This window comes from Microbacterium sp. NPDC058342 (genome assembly GCF_042723935.1).
Lineage (GTDB): Bacteria > Actinomycetota > Actinomycetes > Actinomycetales > Microbacteriaceae > Microbacterium.
Genome location: NZ_JBHXID010000002.1, coordinates 285785 through 308940 on the forward strand (window position 1 = coordinate 285785; position 23156 = coordinate 308940).

A 23156-nucleotide genomic window follows, 5' to 3' on the forward strand; every position below is an offset into this window, starting at 1 on the left:
ACTAGCGTTGGAGCATGGTCAACTATCGCTATCTCGGCAACAGCGGTCTCAAGGTCTCGGAGATCACCTACGGAAACTGGGTCACGCACGCGTCTCAGGTCGACGACGATGCGGCGGTCGCCACCGTCCACGCCGCGCTGGATGCCGGCATCACCACGTTCGACACCGCGGACACCTACGCGAACACCGCCGCCGAGGTCGTGCTCGGCAAGGCGCTCGCCGGGCAGCGCCGGGCGGGCCTGGAGATCTTCACGAAGGTGTACTTCCCGACCGGGCCGAAGGGCCCGAACGACACCGGTCTGAGCCGCAAGCACATCATGGAGTCGATCGACGGCTCGCTCGAGCGCCTCGGCACCGACTACGTCGACCTGTACCAGGCGCACCGCTACGACCACGAGACTCCCCTCGAGGAGACGATGCAGGCCTTCGCCGACGTCGTGCGTGCCGGCAAGGCGCTGTACATCGGGGTCTCGGAGTGGACAGCCGAGCAGCTGCGCGCGGGACACGCCCTCTCGAAGCAGCTGGGCTTCCAGCTCATCTCGAACCAGCCGCAGTACTCCATGCTGCACCGGGTGATCGAGGGCAAGGTCGTGCCGGCGTCCGAAGAGCTGGGCATCTCGCAGATCGTGTGGTCGCCGATGGCGCAGGGCGTGCTCAGCGGCAAGTACCTGCCCGGGCAGCCCGTGCCCGAGGGCTCGCGCGCCACCGACCCGCATTCCGGCGCGCATTTCATCGAGCGCCTGCTGAAGGACGACATCCTCACCGCCGTGCAGAACCTCAAGCCGATCGCCGCCGAGGCGGGTCTGAGCATGCCTCAGCTCGCCATCGCGTGGGTGCTGCAGAACAAGAACGTGGCGGCGGCGCTCGTCGGGGCATCCCGTCCCGAGCAGCTTGCCGAGACCGTCAAGGCGTCCGGGGTGAAGCTGGATGCCGACGCGATGGCCGCCATCGACACCGCGCTCGCCGGCGTCGTCAACGGCGACCCCGAGGACACCTACTCGGTGTCGCCGAAGGCCCGCCTGGTCTGACGCGGGAGCGCGGGGTGTCGGTGGAGGGGACCGGCAGACGAGCGGCTCAGAGGCCGAGTCAGAGCGGACCGAACACCGCGCCGGGGTTGAGGATGCCCTGCGGGTCGAGCGCCTGCTTGATGCGCTGATTCAGCTCGAGCACGTCGTCTCCGAGATAGTCGGCCAGCCACGGCTGCTTCAGCCGCCCCACGCCGTGCTCGCCGGTGATCGTGCCGCCCAGCTCGATGGCCAGCGCCATCACCTCCCCGAAGGCCAGGTCGGCGTTCGCGCGCTGCTGGGCATCCGTCCGATCGAGCACGATCAGCGGATGCGTGTTGCCGTCACCCGCGTGCGCGACCACGGCGATCTCCACGCCCCGGCTCTCGGCGATCGCGCGCATGCCGTCGATCAGGTCGCCGAGCCGGGTCAGCGGCACGCCGACGTCTTCCAGGAGCAGCGCGCCGCGTCTCTCGATGGCGGGGACGGCCTGCCGTCGCGCTTCGATGAGCGCCTCGCTCTCGTCGGGATCGCTGGTCGCGTAGACCTCGGATGCCCCGTGCAGCCCGCACGTCCGCTCGATGTCCTCGATCTGGGCGGCGGCGACCTCGGTGGGCTCGTCGGACTGCACGATCAGCATGGCGGCCGCCGTGCGGTCCAGCTCCATGCGCATCATGTCCTCGACGGCGTTGATGGTCACGCGGTCCATGAACTCCAGCATCGACGGACGCATCGCGGCCTTGATGTCGACGACCGCGCGGACGGCGCCCTCGACGGTGGGGAACATCGCGACCAGTGTCGTCGGGGTGCGCTGCGCGGGCACCAGTCGCAGGACCGCCTCGGTGACGACGCCCAGCGTGCCCTCGCTGCCCACGAACAGCTTGGTCAGCGATAGGCCCGCGACATCCTTCAGGCGCGGCCCGCCGAGCTTCACCGCCCGCCCGTCGGCCAGCACGACAGTGAGGCCCAGCACGTAATCGCCGGTCACGCCGTACTTCACGCAGCACAGGCCGCCGGCGTTCGTCGCGATGTTCCCGCCGATCGAGCAGAACGCCTGCGACGACGGGTCGGGCGGATACCAGAGGCCGTGCTCGGCGGCGGCCGCCTTGACCTCCGTGTTGAAGGCGCCGGGCTGCACGACGGCCATCTGCAGCGCGGGGTCCACGGTGATCTCCCGCATCCGCTCCAGCGAGATCATGATCGCGCCCTCCACGGCCGATGATCCGCCCGACAGGCCGGACCCCGCGCCGCGCGGGACGACCCCGACACCCTCTCGTGCCGCGATGCGCATGGTCGACTGCACATGCTCCGTCGAGGTGGCTCGCACCACGGCGATCGGCGTGCCGGCATCCGGATCCTCCGCCCGGTCCCGGCGATACGCCTGCAGCGAGTCGGGGTCGGTGAGCACCAGGTCGGCGCCGAGTTCGTCGAGGAGCGCGTCGACGGCGCGCTCACGCGCGGAGGGGGTCATGAGGGCTCCGGTCAGAGAGGGGCGATGTCGACCTGCAGGTCGTGGGTCAGGCGCTCGATGTCGGCGCGCAGCGCATCGAGATCGGCGGATGCCGGCACCGCCGCCGTCACCGACGACTCGAACAGGCGTCCGCCGGCCATCGCGGCGTCACGCGTCTCGGTGGTCATGCTCTCGATGCTCAGCGCGTGCGCGCTGAGCACGCCCGACACCTCCCGCACGATGCCGGGGCGGTCGTCACCCAGCACCGTGACGGCGATGCGCCGATCGCCGGCCGTGGCCGGGGCCGCGCCCGTGCTCACCGTGACCGCGAGGAGGCCGTCGAGGTCGTGCAGCGCCGCCTGCAGCGCGTCGACGCGATCGTCGGCGACGGTGATCTCGATGACGCCCGCGAACGTGCCCGCGAGCTCGGCGAGACGGCTGTTCTCCCAGTTGCCGCCGTGGGCATCGACGACGTCGGCGACGGCCGAGACGAGTCCGGGGCGATCCGCTCCCGCGACCGTGAGGATGAGCGTGGTCATGGTGCCAGCGTAGCGCTCACGCCCACGCGGAACCGGCGAGGAATCGCTCCATCCGCTCGCGATGCGGGGCGAGGTCCCAGCCCTGCTCGGCGACCCAGTCGTCGGAGTAGTACGTGTTCGCGTATCGCATGCCGCCGTCGCAGATGAGGGTGACCACGCTCCCGGTCTCGCCGGCATCCCGCATCCGCCCGATCAGCTCGAACGCGCCGTACAGGTTCGTCCCGGTCGAGCCGCCCGCCCAGTGCAGCGTGCGATCGCGCAGCAGCCGGATCGCGGCCACGGATGCGGCATCGGGCACCTGGATCATCTCGTCGATCACGCTCGGCACGAACGACGGCTCGACGCGCGGCCTGCCGATGCCCTCGATGCGCGACGGCGCGCCGCCGGCATCCGCGTCACCCCGCCAGCCGGCGTAGAACGCCGACCCCTCCGGGTCGACGACCGCCAGCTGCGTGGCGTGCCTGCGGTAGCGCACGTAGCGGCCGAAGGTCGCGCTGGTGCCGCCAGTCCCGGCGCCCACGACGATCCAGCGGGGGATCGGATGCCGCTCCTGCGACAGCTGACTGAACACGCTCTCGGCGATGTTGTTGTTGCCGCGCCAGTCGGTCGCACGCTCGGCGAACGTGAACTGGTCGAGATAGTGCCCGCCGCACTCGGACGCGAGCCGCCGCGCCTCGGCCGAGATCTCGGAGGCGTGCTCGACGAAGTGGCAGCTGCCGCCGTAGAACTCGATGAGGTCGATCTTCTCCCGGCTGGTCGACCGCGGCACGACCGTCACGAACTCCAGCCCCAGCATCCGGGCGAAGTACGCCTCCGACACCGCCGTCGACCCGCTCGAGGACTCCACGAGCGTCGTGCCCGCGTCGATCAGCCCGTTCACCAGGCCGTACAGGATCAGCGAGCGCGCCAGGCGGTGCTTGAGCGAACCGGTCGGGTGCACCGATTCGTCCTTGAGGTACAGATCGATGCCCCATTCCGCGGGGAGGGGGAACAGGTGCAGATGCGTGTCGGCCGAGCGGTTGGCATCCGCCTCGAGAACCTGGATGGCGGAACTGACCCATGCGCTCATGGGATCGAGCGTAGCGGGGTCCGTTCAGGCGGGCCCGCGAGCGAGGCGTCCGGGCCGAGCCGGCACGCGAACCGCGACGTCAGGCCGACGCCGCCTGACGCAGCCAGCGCTCCACGCCGGCGACGTGCGCCGTGGCGAGCGAGGTCGCCAGGGCCGAGTCGTGCCGCCCGATCGCCTCGGCGATCGCGAGATGCTCCGAGAGCGTGCGCTCCACGGCGCCCTGCTCGGTCAGACCGCGCCACACCCGCGCCCGGATGGTCTGGCTGCTCAGTCCGTCGAGCAGGCTGGCCAGGTAGTCGTTGCCCGCCAGGCGCACGACCTCGCGGTGGAAGCGGATGTCATGCTCGACGAGGTCGTCGATGGTGACCGCGGTCGAGTCGACCGACGACACCTCGGCGAGCAGGCCCTCGGCGTCCTCGGATGTGGCGCTGCCCGCGGCGAGGCCGGTCGCCTGCGACTCCAGCATCCGGCGCACCGCGAACAGCTCGAGCAGCGAGTCGTCGTCGTGCATGTCGACGACGAAACTGATCGCCTCCAGCAGCAGGTGCGGTTCGAGGCTCGTCACGTATGTGCCGTCGCCGCGGCGCACGTCGAGCACGCGAATGACCTCGAGCGCCTTCACCGCCTCGCGCATGGAGCTGCGCGAGAGACCGAGCCGCTCGGCGAGCTCCTTCTCGGGCGGAAGCCGGTCGCCGGGGCTCAGCTCGCCGCTGACGATCATCGCCTTGATCTTCTCGATCGCCTCGTCGGTGACAGCCATGCGCACATCATGGCACATTGATCGGATGTCTTCGGGGAGTGTGTGACGATGGACGCATGCGCGTCATGGACTCTCATCTGCACCTCTGGGATCCCGAAGTCCTCAGGTACGAGTGGCTGGAGGGACCGCTGGCCTGGCGGTTCGCCGAGGAGGAGCTCTACGAGGAGCGGCTCGACGACGTCGACGAGGAGGCGGCGATCTTCGTGCAGGCCGACCCCGTCGAAGGCCAGGCCGCCGACGAGGTCCGATGGGTGGATTCGATCGCTCTCGCCGCAGGCGTGGTCGCGATCGTCGCCGGTGCTCGGTTGGACCGGGGCGCAGAGACCGACGCGCATCTCGAGCGACTCGCCGCGTCCGAGCGGGTCGTCGGTGTGCGGCACCTGCTGCAGGGAGAGCCCGACGGGTTCGCGCAGACCGAATCCTTCCGCCGGGGTGCCAGGCAGGTGGCCCGCCGGGGCTGGACCTTCGATGCCTGTGTTCACGAGCGCCAGCTTCCGGACGTCGTGGCTCTCGCGGCATCCGTCCCCGACCTGCCCATCGTGCTCGATCACCTGGGCAAACCGGCCGTCGGCACGTCCTCGGCGCCGGCGGCACCCGGTGGGGCGTGGATGCGTGATCTCGCCGAGCTGGCGCAGCATACGCAGGTCTTCTGCAAGGTGTCGGGCCTGCCCGCCGAGACCGGCGGGGTGTGGACGGATGCCCAGATCACGCCCTTCCTGGATGCCGCGCTCGAGGCCTTCGGCCCCGAGCGGCTGATGTGGGGCAGCGACTGGCCGGTCTCGGCCATCGACGCGGGGCGCGGCGCCTATGCAGTCGGATCCCGCCAGCGCTGGTTCCGCACGGTGGCGGACTGGGCCGCCACCCGAGGCGTCGACGCGGACGCGTTGTTCTGGTCGAACGCGCTGGCGTTCTACGGCATCCGCTGACCCGGAGCCCGCGGGCGGGGTGGTGGTGGTTCGGCGGGGGTTCGGCGGGGTGTCGACGGTGTCCAGGTCGCACTTCGTCTGGTTATGGGCATCCTCTCGCCGTCTAGGTCGCACTTCGTCCCGTTACGGGCATCCCCTTGCCGTCCAGGTCGCACTTCGTCCTGCTCCGCGGCCGTCTTTCCGAGACCAACTGCGACCTGGATGCGCGAATCGCGCGCTTTCCGAGACCAACTGCGACCTGGATGCATGAGCGGCGTCAGGTCGCAGTTCGTCCCGTTACGGGCATCCCCTTGCCGTCTAGGTCGCACTTCGTCCCGCTTCGCGGCCGTCTTTCCAGGATCAACTGCGACCTGGATGCGCGAATCGCGCGCTTTCCGAGACGAACTGCGACCTGGATGCACGAGCGGCGTCAGGTCGCAGTTCGTCCGGTTACGGGCATCCCCTTGCCGTCCAGGGTCGCACTTCGTCCCGCTCCGCGGCCGTCTTTCCAGGATCAACTGCGACCTGGATGCGCGAATCGCCGGCTTTCCGGGACCAACTGCGACCTGAACGTCAGGAGCGGCGCCGCCCGGGGCGGATCATGCGCGGGTCAGCGGCGCAGGGCACGACTGACCCGCTCGATCAGCTCCTCGGGTTGGGACAGCAGGGCGCTGGTGACTTCGATCACCGTCCAGCCGGCCGCGCGCAGCAGGGCGATCCGCTCGACATCGGCGGAGTAGCGCGAATGGTGCAGGACGCCCTGATACTCGATCGCGACCTTCAGATGCGGATACGCGAGGTCCACGCATCCGAGGAAACGGCCGTGATCGTCGTAGACGTCGTGATTGAGCAGCGGTTCCGGCAGGCCGGCCAGGACGATGTGCACGCGCAGAGCCGACTCCCGCGGCGACCAGGAGTCCTCGCGCGTCAGCTCGAGCGCCTCGCGCAACCGGGTGATTCCGCGCCACCGCGTGGAGCTCAGAGTCGCGCGCAGCGCATCGATGGTCGTGAACGGCGGTCGCCCGGCATCCCTGCGCCCGGCACCGGGTCGCCAGACGCGGCAGAGGAAGTCGCCGAGGGCGACGAGATCGAGGAGGCTCCAACGACCCAGCTGGGCGAACGTCGTGGCGGGACTCGCCAGCACCAGACCCTGAGTCGCGACGGCTCGAGCGCTGCGCGGGTCGGCGCGGTGACCACGGACTCCCTGCGCGCGCACCAGAGGCCCGCTGCCGAGGGTGCTGACATGCACGGGGAGGGCGCGTCCGTCGACGGGTCTGCCATCGCGGGTGGTGAGCGGCAGTGGTCCGCCACGCAGCGCGACGGCGGTCTCGTGGCTGAGGAACTGGCCGGGCCTCAGCCGCGGAGCGTACTCCCGAGCCCGGATGCGACGCTCCGCGGCCTGCCGCTGATAGGGGTCCATGTCCTCTTCCAGCTGCGCCGGCGTGATCTTCGCGCGCACGCCGCGAAAGGGGATCTCCAGGTCGGCCCGATGCAGTCGACTACGGCTGACGCCGGCATCCAGCCCTTGGCTCACGGTGAAGCGGCTGCCGAGCGAAGCGGGCAGGGGTACAGGGGTTCGCATCGCTCCACGGTGACAGTCCGCACGAACGCCCGCGGGAGTTATCCACAGGTGAACGCCGGTGTTCGGGTCGCAGTTCGTCTGGTTATCGGCATCCGCTCGTCGTCCAGGTCGCGATTCGTCCCGCTCTGGCGGCGTCATTCCGGGACGAACTGCGACCTGGGTGGGGAGGGCGCCGTCTTTCCGGGGTGAACTGCGACCTGGGCGGGGAGGGCGGCGCTGGGCCGGACGTGGCGGAAGGGGCGAAGCGGCGGAGACGGAGTCTGCCGGAGTTATCCACAGGTGAAGGCCGGTGTTCGGGTCGCAGTTCGTCTGGTTATCGGCATCCGCTCGTCGTCCAGGTCGCGATTCGTCCCGCTCTGGCGCCGTCTTTCCGGGGTGAACTGCGACCTGGGCGGGGAGGGCGGCGTCTTTCCGGGGCGAACTGCGACTTGGATGGGGAGGGCGGCGTCTTTCCGGGACGATCTGCGACTTGGATGGGGGACGGCGAAGCCCAGCAACGGCGAAGCCCAGCAACGGCGAAGGCCGCCACGCGCGGGCGTGGCGGCCTTCGTCCGACGGGGCGTCAGCTCACTCGGAGCGCAGGCGAAGCTGCGCCATGCCGCCGTCCACCTCGATGAAGGTGCCGGTCGTCGAACCGGAGGCGGGACTGACCAGGTACAGCACCGCACCCGCGACCTCGTCCGGCGAGACGAGCCGGCCGTGCGGCTGGCGGGCGTTGAGGGCGGCGCGCTCGGCGTCGGGGTCGGCGGCGGAATCCAGCAGGCGCCCGACCCACGGGGTGTCGGCGGTGCCCGGGTTGACCGCGTTGACCCGGATGCCCTCGCGCAGGTGGTCGGCGGCCATGGCGCGCGTGAGCGCCGAGACGGCGCCCTTCGAGGCCGAGTACAGCGCGCGCTGGGGGAGGCCGGTCGTCGAGGCGATGGATGCCGTGTTGCACACCGCCGCCGAAGGCGACTTCCGCAGCCAGGGGAGGGCGGCCGAGGTGACGCGCGCGACGCCGGTGACGTTGATGGAGAGCACGCGCGCCCACTCGTCGTCGTCGTTCGCGGCGATGTCGCCCTGCGCGCCGATGCCGGCATTGTTGATCACGATGTCGATGCGGCCGAACCGCTCGGCGACGGCTGCGACGGCGGCATCGACCGAGGAGCGGTCGGAGACGTCGGCCGTGAACGCCGCGAATTCGGCATCCGCCCCCGACGTGTCCCGGTCGAGGACGGCGATCTGCGCGCCCTCGGCGTGGAGGCGGCGGGCGATCGCCGCGCCGATTCCGGATGCTCCGCCGGTGACGATCGCGACGAGACCCTGCACCTGCCCGCTCATCTGCCGGCCTCCCATGCCACGAACTCCTGCTTCTGACGGCCCAGGCCGTCGATCTCGACCTCGACCACGTCGCCGGCCTTCAGATAGGGGTACTTGCCCGACAGCGCCACGCCCTGCGGGGTGCCGGTGAGGATCAGGTCGCCCGGCTCCAGCGTGACGTACTGCGACAGGTGGTGCACGATCGTGCGCACGTCGAAGATCATGTCGCTCGTGTTCGAGTCCTGACGCGGCTCGCCGTTGACCCAGCTGCGAAGGCGCAGGTTCGTCGAATCGATCTCGGAGGCGGGCACCAGCCAGGGGCCCGTCGGGTTGAAGCCGGCGGCGATCTTGCCCTTGGACCACTGCCCGCCCGACACGGTCATCTGGAAGTCACGCTCCGAGACGTCGTTCGCGAGCACGTACCCGGCGATGCGGGCATCCGCCTCCTCCGGCGAATCCAGATAGGCGGTGCGGGTGCCGATGACGATGCCGAGCTCGACCTCCCAGTCGGTCTTCTCGCTGCCGCGCGGGATGGTGACGGCGTCGTCGGGCCCCACGACGGTGTTCGGGGTCTTCAGGAAGAGGATCGGGATGCTCGGCGGCTCGGAGCCGGACTCCGCGGCGTGCGCGGCGTAGTTCATGCCGATGCAGATCACGGCGCTCGGGCGCGCGATGGGGGCCCCGATGCGCAGCGCATCCGCGTCGGCCAGCTCGGCCAGCTCGCCCGCATCCAGGGCGGCGCGGGTGCGGCCGACCGGGTCGGCGGCGAGGAAGTCGCCGTCCACATCCGATGTCACGGGGCGCAGATCGAAGGTGCGGTCGGCGTCGATGACGACGGGGATCTCGCTTCCTGGCTCGCCGAGTCGCGCGAACTTCATGGTTCTCCTTCTTCTCGTTCGAGGTGGGAGTCGTCGCGGCTCCCGTCGTTGACAGTATAGACATCGGATGTTTAAACTCCACCTGTCTGCGTCACTTTCGCCGACGCCGACTGAAGGAGCCCCGTGAGCCGTATCGTCGCGCTGGATACCAGCGACATCCGCTTTCCCACGTCTTTGAGCCTGGACGGCTCGGATGCCATGAATCCCGACCCCGACTACTCGGCGGCCTACGTGATCGTGCGCACCGACGCGGGGGACGGGATCGAGGGCCACTCCTTCGTCTTCACGATCGGCCGCGGCAACGACGTGCAGGTCGCCGCGATCGACGCGCTCGCCGGCCACCTCGTCGGCCGGGAGCTCGAGCCGCTGCTCGACGACATGGGCGGCACGTTCCGTGACATCATCGGCGACTCGCAGCTGCGTTGGCTGGGCCCCGAGAAGGGCGTCATGCACATGGCCATCGGCGCGGTGATCAACGCGCTGTGGGACATCAAGGCCAAGCGCGCCGGACTCCCGCTGTGGCAGCTGCTGGCCCGCATGACACCCGAGCAGATCGTCGACCTCGTCGACTTCCGCTACCTCAGCAACGCCCTCACCCGCGAGGAGGCCCTCGACATCCTCCGAGCCGCGGTGCCGGGGCGTGAGGAGCGCGAGGCCGAGCTGCTCGCCACGGGATACGCCGGCTACACCACCAGCCCCGGCTGGCTGGGCTACTCCGACGAGAAGCTCGAGCGCCTGGCCCGCGAGGCCATGGCCGAGGGCTTCACGCAGATCAAGCTCAAGGTCGGCGCCGACCTCGAAGACGACATCCGCCGCTTCCGCAAGGCGCGCGAGGTGTGCGGCCCCGACTTCCCGATCGCGATCGACGCCAACCAGCGCTGGGAGGTGTCCGAGGCGATCGAGTGGGTGAACGCGCTCGCCGAGTTCCGCCCCGCCTGGATCGAGGAGCCCACCAGCCCCGACGACATCCTCGGTCACGCCGAGATCGCCCGCGGCGTCGCCCCGATCCGCGTCGCCACCGGCGAGCACGCGCAGAACCGGATGATCTTCAAGCAGCTGCTGCAGGCCGAGGCCATCGAGGTCATGCAGATCGACGCGGTGCGCGTCGCCGGTGTCAACGAGAACATCGCCAACCTGCTGCTGGCCGCCAAGTTCGGCGTGCCGGTGTGCCCGCACGCCGGAGGCGTCGGGCTGTGCGAGGCGGTGCAGCACCTGTCGATGTTCGACTTCGTCGCCGTCAGCGGCTCGCGCGACGGCCGCCTGATCGAGTACGTCGATCACCTGCACGAGCACTTCGTCGTGCCGACCGACATCCGGGGCGGCTCGTACATGGCGCCCACGGCGCCGGGCACGAGCATGGAGATGAAGGCCGACAGCATCGCCAAGTACACCTGGACCGGTCAGCATGTCATCGACTGAGCTCGCCCTGCCGGAACTGGGCTACGGCGCCGCGAACGTCGGCAATCTCTTCCGCGCGCTGAGCGACGACGAGGCGTGGGCGGTGCTCGAGGCCGCCTGGGATGCCGGCATCCGCTACTTCGACACGGCCCCGCACTACGGGCTCGGGATGAGCGAGCACCGTCTGGGGGCGTTCCTGCAGACCAAGCCGCGCGACGAGTTCGTCGTCTCGACCAAGGCGGGTCGCCTGCTGCGGCCGAACCCGGCGCATCAGCCGGGCGGTCTGGACACCGACAACGACTTCTTCGTGCCCGACGATCTGCGCCGCGAATGGGACTTCAGCGAGGCCGGCATCCGCGCCAGCCTCGCCGAATCGCAGGAGCGGCTGGGGCTCGACCGCATCGACCTGCTCTACCTGCACGACCCCGAGCGCCATGACCTCGACCTGGCCCTGGCCGAGGCGTTCCCGGCACTCGAGAAGCTGCGCGCCGAGGGTGTCGTCGCCGCCGTCGGCATCGGCTCGATGGTGTCGGATGCCCTGGCGCGCGCCGTGCGCGAGGCCGACCTCGACCTGATCATGGTCGCCGGCCGCTACACGCTGCTCGAGCAGCCGGCCGCAGCCGACGTGCTGCCCGCGTGCGCCCGGCGCGGCACGGGGATCGTCGCCGCCTCGGTCTTCAACTCCGGCCTGCTCGCGCAGAGCGAGCCGAAGCGCGACGGCCGCTACGAGTACGGGCAGCTGCCGGAGGAGCTGTGGAACCGGCTGGTGCGCATCGCCGCCGTGTGCCGGGCGCACGATGTGCCTCTTCCGGCCGCGGCGATCCAGTACCCGCTGCAGTCGGATCTGGTGCGCTCGGTCGTGGTCGGCGGCAGCCGCCCCGCTCAGCTGCGGCAGAATGCCGAGTACGCCGCCCTGCAGATCCCCGGGGATCTGTGGGCGGAGCTGGCCGAGGAAGGGCTGATCCCGGCTTGATACGTTTCGAATCGCTTGAATTGCTGCATTCGGCGCCGAAATACAGCAACTTGCGCGATTCGAAATCTGAGAGAGGACTGATCGATGCTTGAGGGGATCAACCCGCTGCTGACCGGCGAGCTGCTGCTGCATCTCGACCGGATGGGGCATTCGGATGCGGTCGTCGTGGCCGACGCGCACTTCCCCGCCTGGGCGCTGGGCGAGCGCGTCGTCGACCTGCCCGGCACGACGACACCCGAGGTGGTCGCCGCGCTCCGCTCCGTGCTGCCGCTGGACGACGCTCCCGGCATGGACCTCATGGAGTCGGCGGATGCCTCGGTGCTGGACGTGCAGCGCGAGCTGATGGCGGCGGCCGGCACGGCGTTCGAGACGACGCGCTTCGTGGAGCGCTTCGCGTACTACGAGGTCGCGAAGAGCGCCTACCTGATGGTGCGCACCGGCGAGACGCGCAAGTACGGCAACGCGCTGCTTCGCAAGGGCGTGGTGGGGCACCCGTCGGCCTGACGCCCGGCGCGCGGCGCGGCACCGGGCCGCTGGTCATCCGCAGGTGTCTCAGCCCCGCGCGCGCTCCAGGTGCGCGAGGCCACCGGCGATCGCCTCGGCGGTGACGGCGTCGAGGCCGGGGTATTCGGCGTGGCCGGCGGGGAGCACGTGCAGGTCGAGATCGGCCACGGCGTTCGCGACCGAGAACTGGCCCTGCGGCGGCACGTGCTGGTCCCACAGCGCGGCCTCGACGCGCACCGGGATGCGGAAGGACAGGGCCGAGGTCGACGCGTCGAACAGGCGCAGCCGCTCCCGGGCATCCGGATGCCGCCGCACCCACGACCGCTGGAACTCGCCGCTGCCCAGGCACGGCACGGCGAGGCGCTCGTCGTACTGCCCGAAGGTGGGCACCACCAGAGTCGCCCCCACGTAGCGCTCGTCCCACGGCACCGCCAGGGCGCCGAGTCCGCCGCCGAAGCTCTCGCCCACGTAGTAGAGGGGCAGCTCGCCCGCGAGCGCGGTGAGGGCGTCAGCGGCCAGCCAGAGATCGCGGGCGCACAGGCCGATCACGTACGCGTCGGGATCGTCGAGGCCGGTCAGCACGTGCGCTTCGCGATCCTCCGGCGCGCCGACGCCCGCGTTCAGCGCTCCGAGCCCCCTCGCCACCGGGAAGATCGCCGCGGCGTCCGCCGGCACGCGGCGCAGGTCGACCTCGTCGCGCCCGCCGTAGCCGTGGCCGTGGACCACGCCGACCCGGGCGATGCCCGTCGCGGGCCCTGCGAACCATGCGCGCAGCCGCACCCCGTCGACGCCCGACAGCTCGATCAGCGACACGCTGCGGCCCTCGACCATCCGCGCGGAGAGCACGACCGGCGCGGCGGGGACCTCGCGCGCCCGGTTGCGCCACGCCCGCCACCGGGGTACGAAGCCGGCGTCCGGGGCGATCGGCGTCACCGCTCGCAGCGCATCGAGGGTGTAGCCGTAGCTGCCGTCGAAGGCGGCATCCGGGAACCAGGTGTCGAAGGGCGCGGCGTACGTCATGCGCGGGTCCTGTCGGGCGTCGGGGGAGCGGTTTCGAGGGGGAGCGGATGCCGCATGGCAGACTGGTCACGGCACGACAAGGAGAGCGGATGCTGGTCACCGAGCGACGCGAGCGCATTCTCGCCCTGGTGCGCGAGCGCGGCACGGTCCCGCTCTCGGAGCTGGCTGCGACGCTGGGCGTGAGCGACATGACGGTGCGCCGGGACATCGACCTGCTCGCCGAGGACGGCGAGGTGCAGAAGGTGCGCGGTGGCGTCCGCGCCACCGCATCCGCGGGCATCCGGCCCGGCGCCGCGCCCGCTGTGACGCCCGAGCGCCGCGCGATCGCGGCCGCGGCAGCCGCCCTCGTGGAACCCGGCATGGCCGTCGGCATCGCCGGAGGCGCCGCCGGGCTCGCCCTCGCGCGCGAGCTCACCCGGCTTGCCGACCTCACGATCGTCACGAACTCGCTGCCCGTGTCGGACCTCTTCTCGCCTCCCGAGCGCGCCGACGCCCCCTACACGCAGACCGTCGTGCTCACGGGCGGCGTGCGCACGCCCGCGCAGTCGCTCGTCGGACCGGTCGCCGTGCGGGCGCTGGAGCAGCTGCACTGCGATCTGGTGTTCCTCGACGCGCACGGCCTCGACGTGCAGGCAGGTCTCACGACCATGAACCTGCTCGAGGCGGAGACCTCCCGTGCCTTCATGGCCGCGGCCCGCGAGGTCGTGGTCCTGGCCGAGCACACCCGCTGGCAGGTGGTGGGGCTGACGACCATCGCCGATCTCAGTGACATCGATCGGCTGATCACCGACGACGGCATCGCGGCGGATGCCGGGGAGCAGCTGGCTGCGCACATCGCCCGGGTCGACGTGGTCACCCGCAGCGGTGAAGGCGCCTGAGGCGTCTTCACCGGAGCATCCGCCCATCAGCGGGCCGTGCTCGCCCGCTTCACCAGGCGGGCAGGGATCGTGACGTGACGGACGGGCAGGTTCGCGCCCAGAGGGGCCGTGAGCTGCCGCTCGAGCTCGGTGAAGGTCGCATCCACGAGCTGATCGTGGTCGGGGGCGACCGAGCTCAGCGCGGGGACGGAGAAGCGCGCAGCCCGGATGTCGTCGATGCCGATCACCGCGACGTCGTGCGGCACCCGGCGGCCCCGCTCCGCGAGCGCGGCGAGCGCGCCGAGCGCGACCGAGTCGTTCGAGCAGAGGATCCCATCGACGTCGGGGATCGCCGTGACCATCTCACGGGTGACCCGCTCGCCCTCCTCCGCCGAGAACGCGGCGACCTGCGCGGTGAGTGCGGGGTCGACGGGAAGGCCCGCGGACTCGAGCGCCTCCAGATAGCCGGCGTGGCGGCGGTCGGCGGCATCCGAGGGGCGCGCGTCGCGGCGACCGATGAACGCGATCCGGCGGCTGCCGATGCCGATGAGGTGCTCGGCCGCGGTCCGCGCCGCGCCGCGGTTGTCGATCGTGATGTGGGTGAACGGGCTCACCTCGATGTGCTCGCCGAGCAGCACCAGCGGTCCCGGCGAGGTGCGGCGGGTCAGATCGGCCACGGTGAGGGAGCGCGGGATGTGGATCAGTCCGTCGATGGCGGGCAGGCCCACGCCGTTGGCGACGTCGACCTCACGGCCGTGCTCGCCCTCCGTCTGCACGATCAGCACGGCCATGCCCCTGGCCTCTGCGCCGCGCACCAGACGGGAGCTGAGCTCGGCGAAGTACGGCTCCTCGAGGTGCGGCACCGCCAGCGCCACGAGACCGGTCCGCGTGGCGCGCGCACCCGGCATCGAGCGCGCCGACGCGCGCTCGCGCTCAGCGGACGTTCCGCCCATCCTCGATCCCCTCACTGGCCGTCGTGCTCCCGCCGGAAGGCGGGTGTGCTTCACGTTAGCGTCATCGGTCACGACTGCACCCGGAAGGCGATGACCCGGGCCTCGGCGGCGCCGTTGGTGGCGGTGATCACGAGCCGCGCGGCCGTGATCGCACCCAGCCCGTCCGGCAGCGCGTGCACGCGCTGCCGGTGCCGGTTGCCGCGCACCTCGACGACGGTGCTCCATTCGCCCGATGCGGCGGACCGCACCTCGACGCGATAGTCGCGCACCAGCTGCGGCAGGATCTCGTCGGGGTTGCGATGGTGGTGCAGAGTGTTCAGCGACACGTCGACGTCGTCGTCGAACACCAGCCGCACCTCGCGCGGGACGACGGGTGCTTCCCAGTCCAGATGCAGCCAGGCGGGACCGTCGGCCAGCGGCCCCGACGCCCAGAGGTTCGGTCCGCCGAACGGCCGGTTGTACCCCGAGACGGCCCGCTCCGGAGCGAGGGCGAGGCTCTCCGGGAAGGCGCGGAACACCGGCGCCCGGCCGCGCAGCGGCTTGGTGGGCCATCTGACGAGCAGACCGTCCTCGCTCACCTCGACGTTCTGGTCGTCGCTGTCCACCCGGTGCACGAGGGTCAGGACCCCGGCGGGCAGGGGCGAGGTCAGGTGCACGCTCACCGCCGGATCGGCACGCAGGACGACGATGGCGTTCTGCGGCGTGCCGGGCGCGAACGGCGTGGGTGCGCTCACCCAACGGCGCTCGCCGGCCGGAACCTCGACGGTCGTCGTGTGCTCCAGGTGGGCCGGCACGATGTTCTGCCGCTTGCCGGTGGACCACACCTCCACGGTCAGGGTGGTCGGCTCCGTCGCGCTCAGCAGCAGCTCGGTGGTCTCCAGCCGGGGATGCACGGGCACGACGATCCCGAGATCGTCGGCCAGCGCGTGCGGCGCGGACGCGTCGGCATCCGAGCCCGCGGCGACCGTGCGCTGCCAGCCCGATGCGGTCACGGCGGCCGTGCGCGCGAGGTCGTCGGGATCCTCGTTGGCGACGCCGATGAGCGACGCGTCGGTGCGCAGCAGCAGCTGACGCAGCTCGGCGCGGTGGTGCTCGTACAGTTCCCGCGGGGTCGCGTCGTGGGTGAGGCAGAGGGATGCTGCGGTGCCGGCGGCCTCGCCCATCGCGGCGCACGTGGCCATCACCCGTGCGGCGCCGAACGCGATGTGGGTGGCCGAGATGTTGCGTCCGGCCATCAGCAGGTTCGACACGTTCGCGGAGTACAGGGAGCGGAACGGGATCTCGAACAGCCCATCCGAGAAGCGCTGCACGGCGCCCGCGCCGGTGGCGTACATGCCCTCGGCCGGGTGCAGGTCGATCGACCAGCCGCCGAACGCGACGCCGTCGTCGAACTCGACCTGCTCGAGCACGTCCTGCTGGCGCAGCGTGTAGTCGCCGACGAAGCGGCGGTACTCGCGCTTGCCGGGGATGTTCCCGATCCACTCCAGGGTGAGGTTGTCGGCGTCGAACTCACCGGAGTTCTTGATGTGATCCCAGATGCCCAGGATCACCGAGCGCAGTTCGTCGCGGATGCGCTCGTTGTCGTCGACGATGTCGAGCTGGCCGCCCCACTCGATCCACCAGTAGTGCGCGCCGCTGTCGCCGCTGCGGATGATGCGGGTCGCGGGGATCGGCGTGGTGCTGATGTCCTTGGCCGATTCGGGTGCCACGAACTTCACCGGGTGCCCGAGGTCCTTGGTGTAGAACAGCAGCGTCGACCCGAGGAACTCGCGGACCGGCTCCTCGGGCGCCCACTCCTCGCCGAACTCCGCCCTTCCCTCCTTGCCCAGACGGTGGCGCGCACCCACCAGACGGCCGACCAGACCGTCGCCCGTACAGTCGAGGAAGACCGGGGCGCGGAAGATCGTGCGGACCTCCGAGCCCATCGTCCACCCGGTGACGGACGTCACGCGCCGATCCTCGTCGGCGCCGGAGTGCTCGGCCTCGAGGACCTCGGTGTTCAGGAACAGGGTGAGGTTGGGCTCGCGGCGGACGGTGTCCAGGACGACGTCATCCCAGTACACCGGATTGCCCTCGGGGTTGCGGAACTGGTTCTCGAGGAACATCTCGCCCATGATCCCGGTCTCGCGCGCCCAGCGCTGGTTGCCGTGCGCCGTCGCGCCGCACACCCAGACACTCACCTCCGAGGAGGAGTTCCCGCCGAGCACCGGGCGGTTGTTGATGAGGACGGTGCGCCGGCCGAGCCGGGCGGCGGCGACGGCGGCGCTCACACCGGCAAGGCCTCCTCCGACGACGATGATGTCGGCTTCGACGGTCTGCGTGCGCATGGCGGGAATCTCCTGGTCTTCTTCGGAAGGGTGACGGTGAGCGCCGCTCGCGCGGCGCTCACCGTCTCTGGTCGGTGGGTCAGCTGGTGGACGACGGCCCCGGGCGACGGCGGATGAATCGCAGGGCGACTCCGCCGAGGGTCAGCAGCAGGGCCGCGCCGCCGAACAGCAGCGGCACTCCGCCACCGGTCGAGGCGAGGCTGCCGCCGGCGGACGCCTCGTCGCCGTCAGGGCCGGCGACTCCTGATCCGTCATCGTCGGGTCCGCCGCTGTCGCCGTCACCGGGCCCGCCGTCGTCGTCGCCGGAGCCGTCGTCGTCGCCGTCGTCGCCGTCACCGGGCGACGGGGACGGTGACGGGGACGGGATGCCGGGTTCGGCCGGTGCGTCGTTCGCCGCGATCGCTTCGATCCCGAAGACGCGCGCGACATCGGTGGCGGAGTCGGACGGGTTGGTGATCAGCAGGCGCACAGCGTCCGCGGTCACCTTCTTCGCGTCGACGACCACAACGTCGCTGACGTTGCGCTGGATCGTGGCGAGCGGTGTCCAGCCCTGGGCCGTGCGGGCCTCCACGGTGAAGTCGCGCAGCACCGAGGGCTGCATCGCTCCCCCCAGATACCCGCTGCGCACGCGCACGACATCCAGCGGTGCGGCCTCGTCCCACTCCACCATGATCCATGGCTGCGCGTCGCCGACCGCGGAGATCCAGCGGCTGGCATCCGAGCACACGCCGTCGAACGCCAGCTCGGGACCGGTGTCGTCTCGCAGCTGTGAGGACGCCGTGGCGGTGCCGCCGAGCGCAAGGTCGACGCCGCCGCCGTCCCCCCTCACCACGGACACGATGTCGGCGAGGGCGGTGTCCGCGGCGCCGCGGCCGGCGCGAGGCACCTCGGCGTACCGCAGCGTGCCTCCACCCGGTGTGGCCGGAGCGCTGAGGTACAGCACGTCGGTGCCGGCCGTCGTCGTCGCGGCTCGCAGTCGCTGCTGACCCGCGACCGCATCGCCGACCGCCTCGGCGGCCCACGCCGCCTGACCCTGAGTCCGCTCCAGCATCACGACCTGACTGCGCACGGCGTCGCAGGTCTGCACCGACAGCACCGCGTAGACCCGCGTGGCGGAACCGAGGGAGGTGGCATCCATGGTGGCGATCGTGTCGACGCCGCTGCCGAGCGCTGCGGAGTCGATCAGCACATCGCGGTTCCATTCGGTGCCGTCCCAGGCCGCCCACTTCAGATCGAACAGCGCAGAGCCGGCAGCGGAGTACCGGTACACGATGCCCTCGAGCCGTCCGTCCCGCACCGCCATCTTCGCCGTCTGCACGGCAGGGGTGGTGCTGTTCATGTCCTCATCGGCCGTGAACGGCTGGAAGACGACCGGGCCGGTGCTCTCCGGCCGGATGGGCACGGGAAGGGCGCCGCCGTCGACGTCGCGGAACGTCCGGTCCTCGGGGTTCCAGATCGCGTACGAGCCGAGGTGGCGGTACGGGCCCGCCGCCCATCGGTGCCACTCCCACAGGACGTGCACCCGGCCGTCGTCGTCCACGACGAGGTCGTCGGGGTACACCGAGTAGTTCGTCGCCGAGGCGATCACCGTCTCGCGTGCCCAGGACTTCGCCGCGACGTCGTAGTGGTACAGCACGCCGTCGCGCCGCGCCTGGGCATCCGGGCCCGTGCGCACCATCAGCCAGACGTCGCCGTCGGGGCCGACCGACGTGATCGGGTACGAGATGGTCCCGCCCTGATCGGGCATCTCCTCGCTCACCTCGACGAGCGACGTCACATCGCCCGCCGTCGTGGAGCGGAAGTAGTTCCAGTCCTCGTGGTGCATCGAGGCGAACACATGGATGTGGCCCTCGCCGTCGATCGCGATCGACGGCTGGTTGTGCCCGTTGTCGTTGAGGTAGTCCGCGCATGCGCCCGCCGCGAGCCGCAGGCACCCCGTCGTCCACGGGCCGCCGGCCGCACGAGATGCGAGATGCACCTCGTGCCGGCCGGTGCCGGCGGGCACGTTGTAGGCGAAGTACGTGGTGTCGCCGTCGACGGCCAGCGGATTCCACCAGCCGGACTGGTTCGAGCCGTCCACCGTCACGGGCACGGTCTCCGCCTCGATGGGGGACTCCGCCGCGCTCGCCGCCGGGCCGAGGGCGGCGGCGGTGGTCGCGGCGATGGCGGCCGCCGCGAGTGCCAGCGCGCGTCGCGTGATCGGGACGCCCATCATCCGATCAGCTTCTGCGCGGCTTCGCCCGCCTGCTTCATGGCGTCCTTCGGGCTCTGCTGGCCGACCAGCACCGCCTGCACGCGCTCGGCGATGACGGTCTCGACCTGGGCGTACTCCGGGTACTGCCAGAACGGGTTGACGGTCGCGGTCGCGGTGATCTTCTCGGCGAAGCGCGCGCCGAAGGCGTCCGAGGTGACCACGTCGGACGCCTGCGCCTCGTCGGTCACCGGCGGCAGGCCGCGCACCTCGTAGTCGGCGAGCACAGCATCCAGATCGCTCGTCGCCCACTGCCCGAACTCCGCGGCGGTGCCGGTCGCGTCGCCGCCGGCGCCGCCGACGACGACGATCGCGCCGCCCCACACGAGAGCGCGCGGGGTGTCGCCCTTCTTCAGCACCGGGCGCGACTCCGAGACGATCTTCTCGCCGAGCTTCGGGTCGGGGGAGTCCTTAACGACCGAGTTGCGCCCGACCGGGGCGTCGTCGTAGATCGCGGCGCGCCCCTGCGAGAACAGCGCACGGGCGTCGAACCGGTCGACGTCGGCCGCGATCAGGCCCTGCTCGTAGAGGGACTTGTACCAGGCGACGGCGTCCACGCTCGCGTCGTCGCCGATCGTGACGGTGCCGTCCTTCACCAGGGGGCTGCCGAAGGTCTCCATCCAGATCAGGATGTCCTTCAGCTGCGCCGCCTTCGTCGAGGCGGCGTAGGGGATGAGCCCGCCGCCGAGCGCCTTCAGCTTCTTCAGCGCGCCCTCGTACTCGTCGACGGTGACGGGGAACTCGTCGATGCCGGCCTTCTGGATCAGCTCCGAGTTGGTCACCAGGCCGATGGCGCCGATCGTCCACGGGAAGCCGTACTGCTTGCCATCGAACTGGGCGGCCTCGAGGGCGGATGCCGTGTAGCCGCGGTCCTTCGTGAAGGCCGAGATGTCTTCGAGCTTGCCCAGAGCGGCCAGCGACGCCAGCCAGGCGACGTCGACGTGCGCCGCGCCCGAGAACTGCCCACCGCGCACCTGCAGCATGAGCTGCTTGAAGTACTCGTTGTAGGGGAACGAGACCTCGGTGATGCCGACCTTGCTCTTCTTCTTGTAGCCCTCCAGGAGCGCCTTGATCGCGGGGGCCGCGGCCTCCTCGGTGAGCGACCAGCTGGCGAAGCTGAAGTCCGTGGCCGTGAAGCCGCCCGGCTCGAGCGCGCCGCCGGCCGAGGGCGCGCCGCCGCCGGTGGATCCGCCGCTGGGCATGCAACCGGCGAGCATCAGGCCCGCGGCACCGAGACCTGCGAACTGCAGCAACTGGCGACGCGAGACGGAGGGGGTGTTCTGAGACATGGTTCTTTCTCTCTTCTTCGAGGGGTGATTCGGGTGGGAAAGGCTGGGTCGGATGCGCGGGGTCAGCCCTTGACCGCGCCGGCGGTCATGCCGCCGACGAGGAAGCGCTGCAGGGCGATGAAGGCGATGGCCACGGGGAGCGACACCACCAGCGACGCGGCCATCAGCTCGGGCCAGGCGGTGGAGGCCTCGCCGATGAACGTGTTCACAAGACCCGGCGGCAGCGTCTGCTTGTCCGGGCCGGCGAGGGTCAGGGCGAAGATGAAGTCGTTCCAGCCGCGGACGAAGGCGAACAGGCCGGCGGCGACGAGGCCGGGCGCTGCCAGAGGCAGCACGATGGAGTGGATGATGCGCATCCGGGAGGCTCCGTCGACGAGAGCGGCCTCGATGAGGTCGTCGGGGATCGTGTCGAAGAAGCCCTTCAGCATCCACACGCACAGCGGCAGCGTGAACGTCGTGAACGACAGTACGAGCGCCGCGTACGTGTTCAGCAGGCCGTAGGCCGAGAACACCGTGTACAGGGTGATCAGCAGCAGCGCCTGCGGGAACATCTGCGAGGCGAGCACGAAGTACATCAGGCTGCGACGGCCCCGGTAGCGGAACTTCGAGAAGGCGTAGCCCATGTACGCCGACACGATCACCGACAGCACGGCCGTGATGATCGACACCACGATGCTGTTGCGCAGATAGCCGAACAGGGCGGGGTTGTTCACCAGTGCGAAATAGGCGTCGAGGCTGATCTCTGACGGGAACAGCCTGGGCGGGTAGGAGAACACCTCCGTGCGCGGGGTCAGCGAGGTGGCGAGCAGCCAGTACACCGGCAGCAGGGCGAACCCGCCGAAGACGACGACCGCGACCCAGGCGCTGATGGTGACCGCCCGGCGGTCCGCGCGCAGGCGCGGCCTGCGCCGCTGCGGAGCGGGGGGAACGGATGTCACGGACGGGGTCTCGGTGAGCAGCGCGGTCATCGCTTCTCTCCCTTCTCGGAAAAGCGCACGTACACGACGACGAGTCCCATCAGCAGCACCATCCAGAGCAGGCCGAGGGCACCGGCCCTGCCGAGGTCGAAGCCGGTGAAGGCGGTCTCGTAGACGGCGGTCGCGAAGGTCTGGGTGGAGCCGGCGGGACCGCCGCCGGTGAGCACGTAGATGATGTCGAAGTGCTGGAAGTTCCAGATGAACTCCAGCAGCAGCACCAGGCCGATGATCCCGCCCATCTGGGGGACGGTGATGGAGAAGAACCGGCGCACGGTTCCGGCGCCGTCGATCTCGGCCGCTTCGTGCAGCTCGGGCGGCACGGTCTGCAGTCCGGCGAGCAGCATGACCATCATCCACGGGAACGACTGCCAGGTCTTCGCGACGATCACGGCGATCATCGCGGTGGTCGGGTCGGCGAGCCACGCCTGGGGGTCCTCGATCAGGCCGAGGGACTGGAGCAGCGAGTTCATGACGCCGTAGTTGGCGTTGAAGATCCACATCCACAGGAAGGAGACCACCACGCCCGGGATCAGCCAGGGGATGAGCATGAGGCCCCGCAGCACCTTGGCGCCGCGGATCCTCGTGTTCAAGGCGAGGGCCAGGCCGAAGCCGATGACGAAGGGCGCGATCGTCGTGCCGAGGGTGAAGACGATCGTCTGGACGAGCAGCCTCACGAAGTCGCCGGTGAGGACGTCGACGATGTTGTCGAAGCCGACGAACTCACGACCGGGCTCGACGAGGCTCTGCTCGAAGAACGCCGTGACGAGCGCGGTGATCAGCGGGTAGACGACGACGGCCGCCAGCAGAGCGAGACCGGGGGCGGTCAGAAGCAGCGCGAACATCCCGTTCGACAGTCGTCGCGGGGGACGCTGTGCGAGAGGTTGTGAACTGATGGGAAGTTCTGTCATGACTTGGGCATCCTTGACCTTCACGTTCGCGGTGGCGCCGAGGCGCTTCCGGTGGAAACTCCAGTGTTTCCGCAGATCCGATCATCCGTCAAATGGAAAGCGTCACGATCAAGTAACGAGAAGTTCTGTTGATAAATGGTGACTTTCGATATTTTCGGCTAATCGTTCTCCCAACCCAGATCGATGCTTGATTAGCGATTATCGATTAGCTAG

20 protein-coding genes are annotated in these 23156 nt (G+C 70.4%); 6 read left to right on the forward strand and 14 right to left on the reverse strand.

Features of this window, described 5'->3' with window-relative positions:
- Positions 1 to 14 precede the first annotated feature (14 nt).
- On the forward strand, positions 15 to 1028 hold the full coding sequence (locus ACFWHT_RS11275; RefSeq protein ID WP_378828477.1) for an aldo/keto reductase family protein: 1014 nt from the start codon (positions 15 to 17) through the stop codon (positions 1026 to 1028).
- Between the two features lie 58 nt (positions 1029 to 1086).
- Here the strand turns inward: ACFWHT_RS11275 and ACFWHT_RS11280 are convergent, their stop codons facing one another.
- The 4 genes from ACFWHT_RS11280 to ACFWHT_RS11295 form a co-directional block, all read right to left on the reverse strand.
- The gene (locus ACFWHT_RS11280; protein ID WP_378828479.1) at positions 1087 to 2475 is read right to left on the reverse strand and encodes an FAD-binding oxidoreductase; all 1389 of its coding nucleotides are present in this window, start codon (positions 2473 to 2475) and stop codon (positions 1087 to 1089) included.
- Between the two features lie 11 nt (positions 2476 to 2486).
- Positions 2487 to 2993, reverse strand: a complete 507-nt coding sequence (locus tag ACFWHT_RS11285; protein WP_378828481.1) for a glycine cleavage system protein R — start codon at positions 2991 to 2993, stop codon at positions 2487 to 2489.
- 16 nt (positions 2994 to 3009) lie between these two features.
- Positions 3010 to 4062, reverse strand: a complete 1053-nt coding sequence (locus ACFWHT_RS11290) for a PLP-dependent cysteine synthase family protein (protein ID WP_378828483.1) — start codon at positions 4060 to 4062, stop codon at positions 3010 to 3012.
- Positions 4063 to 4141: 79 nt separating this feature from the next.
- Positions 4142 to 4822, reverse strand: coding sequence for a FadR/GntR family transcriptional regulator (locus tag ACFWHT_RS11295; protein WP_378828484.1), 681 nt, complete (start codon positions 4820 to 4822; stop codon positions 4142 to 4144).
- Between the two features lie 56 nt (positions 4823 to 4878).
- On the opposite strand from ACFWHT_RS11295, the gene ACFWHT_RS11300 reads away from it, so the two are divergent.
- A complete protein-coding gene (locus ACFWHT_RS11300) occupies positions 4879 to 5748 on the forward strand; it encodes an amidohydrolase family protein (RefSeq protein ID WP_378828485.1) in 870 nt (289 codons plus the stop codon).
- A 589-nt stretch (positions 5749 to 6337) separates the two neighbouring features.
- Here the strand turns inward: ACFWHT_RS11300 and ACFWHT_RS11305 are convergent.
- The 3 genes from ACFWHT_RS11305 to ACFWHT_RS11315 form a co-directional block, all read right to left on the reverse strand.
- Complete coding sequence (locus ACFWHT_RS11305; protein ID WP_378828487.1) at positions 6338 to 7309, reverse strand: DUF559 domain-containing protein; 972 nt, start codon at positions 7307 to 7309, stop codon at positions 6338 to 6340.
- Between the two features lie 567 nt (positions 7310 to 7876).
- Positions 7877 to 8629 carry an SDR family NAD(P)-dependent oxidoreductase gene (locus tag ACFWHT_RS11310; protein ID WP_378828489.1) on the reverse strand — a complete coding sequence of 251 codons (753 nt, stop codon included), beginning with the start codon at positions 8627 to 8629 and terminating at the stop codon, positions 7877 to 7879.
- Positions 8626 to 9486, reverse strand: a complete 861-nt coding sequence (locus tag ACFWHT_RS11315; protein ID WP_378828491.1) for a fumarylacetoacetate hydrolase family protein — start codon at positions 9484 to 9486, stop codon at positions 8626 to 8628. The genes ACFWHT_RS11310 and ACFWHT_RS11315 overlap by 4 nt, the downstream gene beginning before the upstream one ends.
- Positions 9487 to 9609: 123 nt before the next feature.
- Between ACFWHT_RS11315 and ACFWHT_RS11320 the strand changes: the two genes are divergently transcribed.
- The 3 genes from ACFWHT_RS11320 to ACFWHT_RS11330 all read left to right on the forward strand — a co-directional run bounded on the left by ACFWHT_RS11320 (position 9610) and on the right by ACFWHT_RS11330 (position 12361).
- Entirely contained in the window at positions 9610 to 10905 is a 1296-nt protein-coding gene (locus ACFWHT_RS11320) for an L-fuconate dehydratase (RefSeq protein WP_378828493.1), read from the forward strand.
- On the forward strand, positions 10892 to 11857 hold the full coding sequence (locus ACFWHT_RS11325) for an aldo/keto reductase (protein ID WP_378828495.1): 966 nt from the start codon (positions 10892 to 10894) through the stop codon (positions 11855 to 11857). The genes ACFWHT_RS11320 and ACFWHT_RS11325 overlap by 14 nt, the downstream gene beginning before the upstream one ends.
- Positions 11858 to 11941: 84 nt before the next feature.
- Positions 11942 to 12361, forward strand: coding sequence for an RbsD/FucU family protein (locus ACFWHT_RS11330; protein WP_378828497.1), 420 nt, complete (start codon positions 11942 to 11944; stop codon positions 12359 to 12361).
- Between the two features lie 48 nt (positions 12362 to 12409).
- On the opposite strand, the gene ACFWHT_RS11335 is transcribed toward ACFWHT_RS11330, so the two are convergent.
- Positions 12410 to 13381 carry an acetylxylan esterase gene (locus ACFWHT_RS11335; RefSeq protein ID WP_378828499.1) on the reverse strand — a complete coding sequence of 324 codons (972 nt, stop codon included), beginning with the start codon at positions 13379 to 13381 and terminating at the stop codon, positions 12410 to 12412.
- A 47-nt stretch (positions 13382 to 13428) separates the two neighbouring features.
- Between ACFWHT_RS11335 and ACFWHT_RS11340 the strand changes: the two genes are divergently transcribed.
- Complete coding sequence (locus ACFWHT_RS11340; RefSeq protein ID WP_378828501.1) at positions 13429 to 14259, forward strand: DeoR/GlpR family DNA-binding transcription regulator; 831 nt, start codon at positions 13429 to 13431, stop codon at positions 14257 to 14259.
- A gap of 26 nt (positions 14260 to 14285) precedes the next feature.
- Here ACFWHT_RS11340 and ACFWHT_RS11345 read toward each other — a convergent pair whose 3' ends face one another.
- From ACFWHT_RS11345 to ACFWHT_RS11370, 6 genes are all read right to left on the reverse strand, one after another.
- A complete protein-coding gene (locus ACFWHT_RS11345) occupies positions 14286 to 15191 on the reverse strand; it encodes a LacI family DNA-binding transcriptional regulator (RefSeq protein ID WP_378828503.1) in 906 nt (301 codons plus the stop codon).
- Positions 15192 to 15259: 68 nt separating this feature from the next.
- A complete protein-coding gene (locus ACFWHT_RS11350; RefSeq protein WP_378828505.1) occupies positions 15260 to 17518 on the reverse strand; it encodes an FAD-dependent oxidoreductase in 2259 nt (752 codons plus the stop codon).
- 79 nt (positions 17519 to 17597) lie between these two features.
- Positions 17598 to 19733: a BNR-4 repeat-containing protein gene (locus ACFWHT_RS11355; protein ID WP_378828507.1), complete on the reverse strand. Its 2136-nt coding sequence runs from the start codon at positions 19731 to 19733 to the stop codon at positions 17598 to 17600.
- Entirely contained in the window at positions 19730 to 21058 is a 1329-nt protein-coding gene (locus ACFWHT_RS11360) for an extracellular solute-binding protein (protein WP_378828509.1), read from the reverse strand. The genes ACFWHT_RS11355 and ACFWHT_RS11360 overlap by 4 nt, the downstream gene beginning before the upstream one ends.
- Before the next feature lie 62 nt (positions 21059 to 21120).
- Positions 21121 to 22026, reverse strand: a complete 906-nt coding sequence (locus ACFWHT_RS11365; RefSeq protein WP_378828511.1) for a carbohydrate ABC transporter permease — start codon at positions 22024 to 22026, stop codon at positions 21121 to 21123.
- Entirely contained in the window at positions 22023 to 22943 is a 921-nt protein-coding gene (locus tag ACFWHT_RS11370) for a carbohydrate ABC transporter permease (protein WP_378828513.1), read from the reverse strand. Before ACFWHT_RS11370 ends, ACFWHT_RS11365 begins: the two co-directional genes overlap by 4 nt.
- Positions 22944 to 23156 lie beyond the last annotated feature (213 nt).

Coding starts and splice junctions, on each gene's coding strand:
- ACFWHT_RS11275 (WP_378828477.1), top strand. CDS start 15: ATGGTCAACTATCGCTATCTCGGCAACAGCGGTCTCAAGGTCTCGGAG.
- ACFWHT_RS11280 (WP_378828479.1), bottom strand. CDS start 2,475: ATGACCCCCTCCGCGCGTGAGCGCGCCGTCGACGCGCTCCTCGACGAA.
- ACFWHT_RS11285 (WP_378828481.1), bottom strand. CDS start 2,993: ATGACCACGCTCATCCTCACGGTCGCGGGAGCGGATCGCCCCGGACTC.
- ACFWHT_RS11290 (WP_378828483.1), bottom strand. CDS start 4,062: ATGAGCGCATGGGTCAGTTCCGCCATCCAGGTTCTCGAGGCGGATGCC.
- ACFWHT_RS11295 (WP_378828484.1), bottom strand. CDS start 4,822: ATGGCTGTCACCGACGAGGCGATCGAGAAGATCAAGGCGATGATCGTC.
- ACFWHT_RS11300 (WP_378828485.1), top strand. CDS start 4,879: ATGCGCGTCATGGACTCTCATCTGCACCTCTGGGATCCCGAAGTCCTC.
- ACFWHT_RS11305 (WP_378828487.1), bottom strand. CDS start 7,309: ATGCGAACCCCTGTACCCCTGCCCGCTTCGCTCGGCAGCCGCTTCACC.
- ACFWHT_RS11310 (WP_378828489.1), bottom strand. CDS start 8,629: ATGAGCGGGCAGGTGCAGGGTCTCGTCGCGATCGTCACCGGCGGAGCA.
- ACFWHT_RS11315 (WP_378828491.1), bottom strand. CDS start 9,486: ATGAAGTTCGCGCGACTCGGCGAGCCAGGAAGCGAGATCCCCGTCGTC.
- ACFWHT_RS11325 (WP_378828495.1), top strand. CDS start 10,892: ATGTCATCGACTGAGCTCGCCCTGCCGGAACTGGGCTACGGCGCCGCG.
- ACFWHT_RS11330 (WP_378828497.1), top strand. CDS start 11,942: ATGCTTGAGGGGATCAACCCGCTGCTGACCGGCGAGCTGCTGCTGCAT.
- ACFWHT_RS11335 (WP_378828499.1), bottom strand. CDS start 13,381: ATGACGTACGCCGCGCCCTTCGACACCTGGTTCCCGGATGCCGCCTTC.
- ACFWHT_RS11340 (WP_378828501.1), top strand. CDS start 13,429: ATGCCGCATGGCAGACTGGTCACGGCACGACAAGGAGAGCGGATGCTG.
- ACFWHT_RS11345 (WP_378828503.1), bottom strand. CDS start 15,191: ATGGGCGGAACGTCCGCTGAGCGCGAGCGCGCGTCGGCGCGCTCGATG.
- ACFWHT_RS11350 (WP_378828505.1), bottom strand. CDS start 17,518: ATGCGCACGCAGACCGTCGAAGCCGACATCATCGTCGTCGGAGGAGGC.
- ACFWHT_RS11355 (WP_378828507.1), bottom strand. CDS start 19,733: ATGATGGGCGTCCCGATCACGCGACGCGCGCTGGCACTCGCGGCGGCC.
- ACFWHT_RS11360 (WP_378828509.1), bottom strand. CDS start 21,058: ATGTCTCAGAACACCCCCTCCGTCTCGCGTCGCCAGTTGCTGCAGTTC.
- ACFWHT_RS11365 (WP_378828511.1), bottom strand. CDS start 22,026: ATGACCGCGCTGCTCACCGAGACCCCGTCCGTGACATCCGTTCCCCCC.
- ACFWHT_RS11370 (WP_378828513.1), bottom strand. CDS start 22,943: ATGACAGAACTTCCCATCAGTTCACAACCTCTCGCACAGCGTCCCCCG.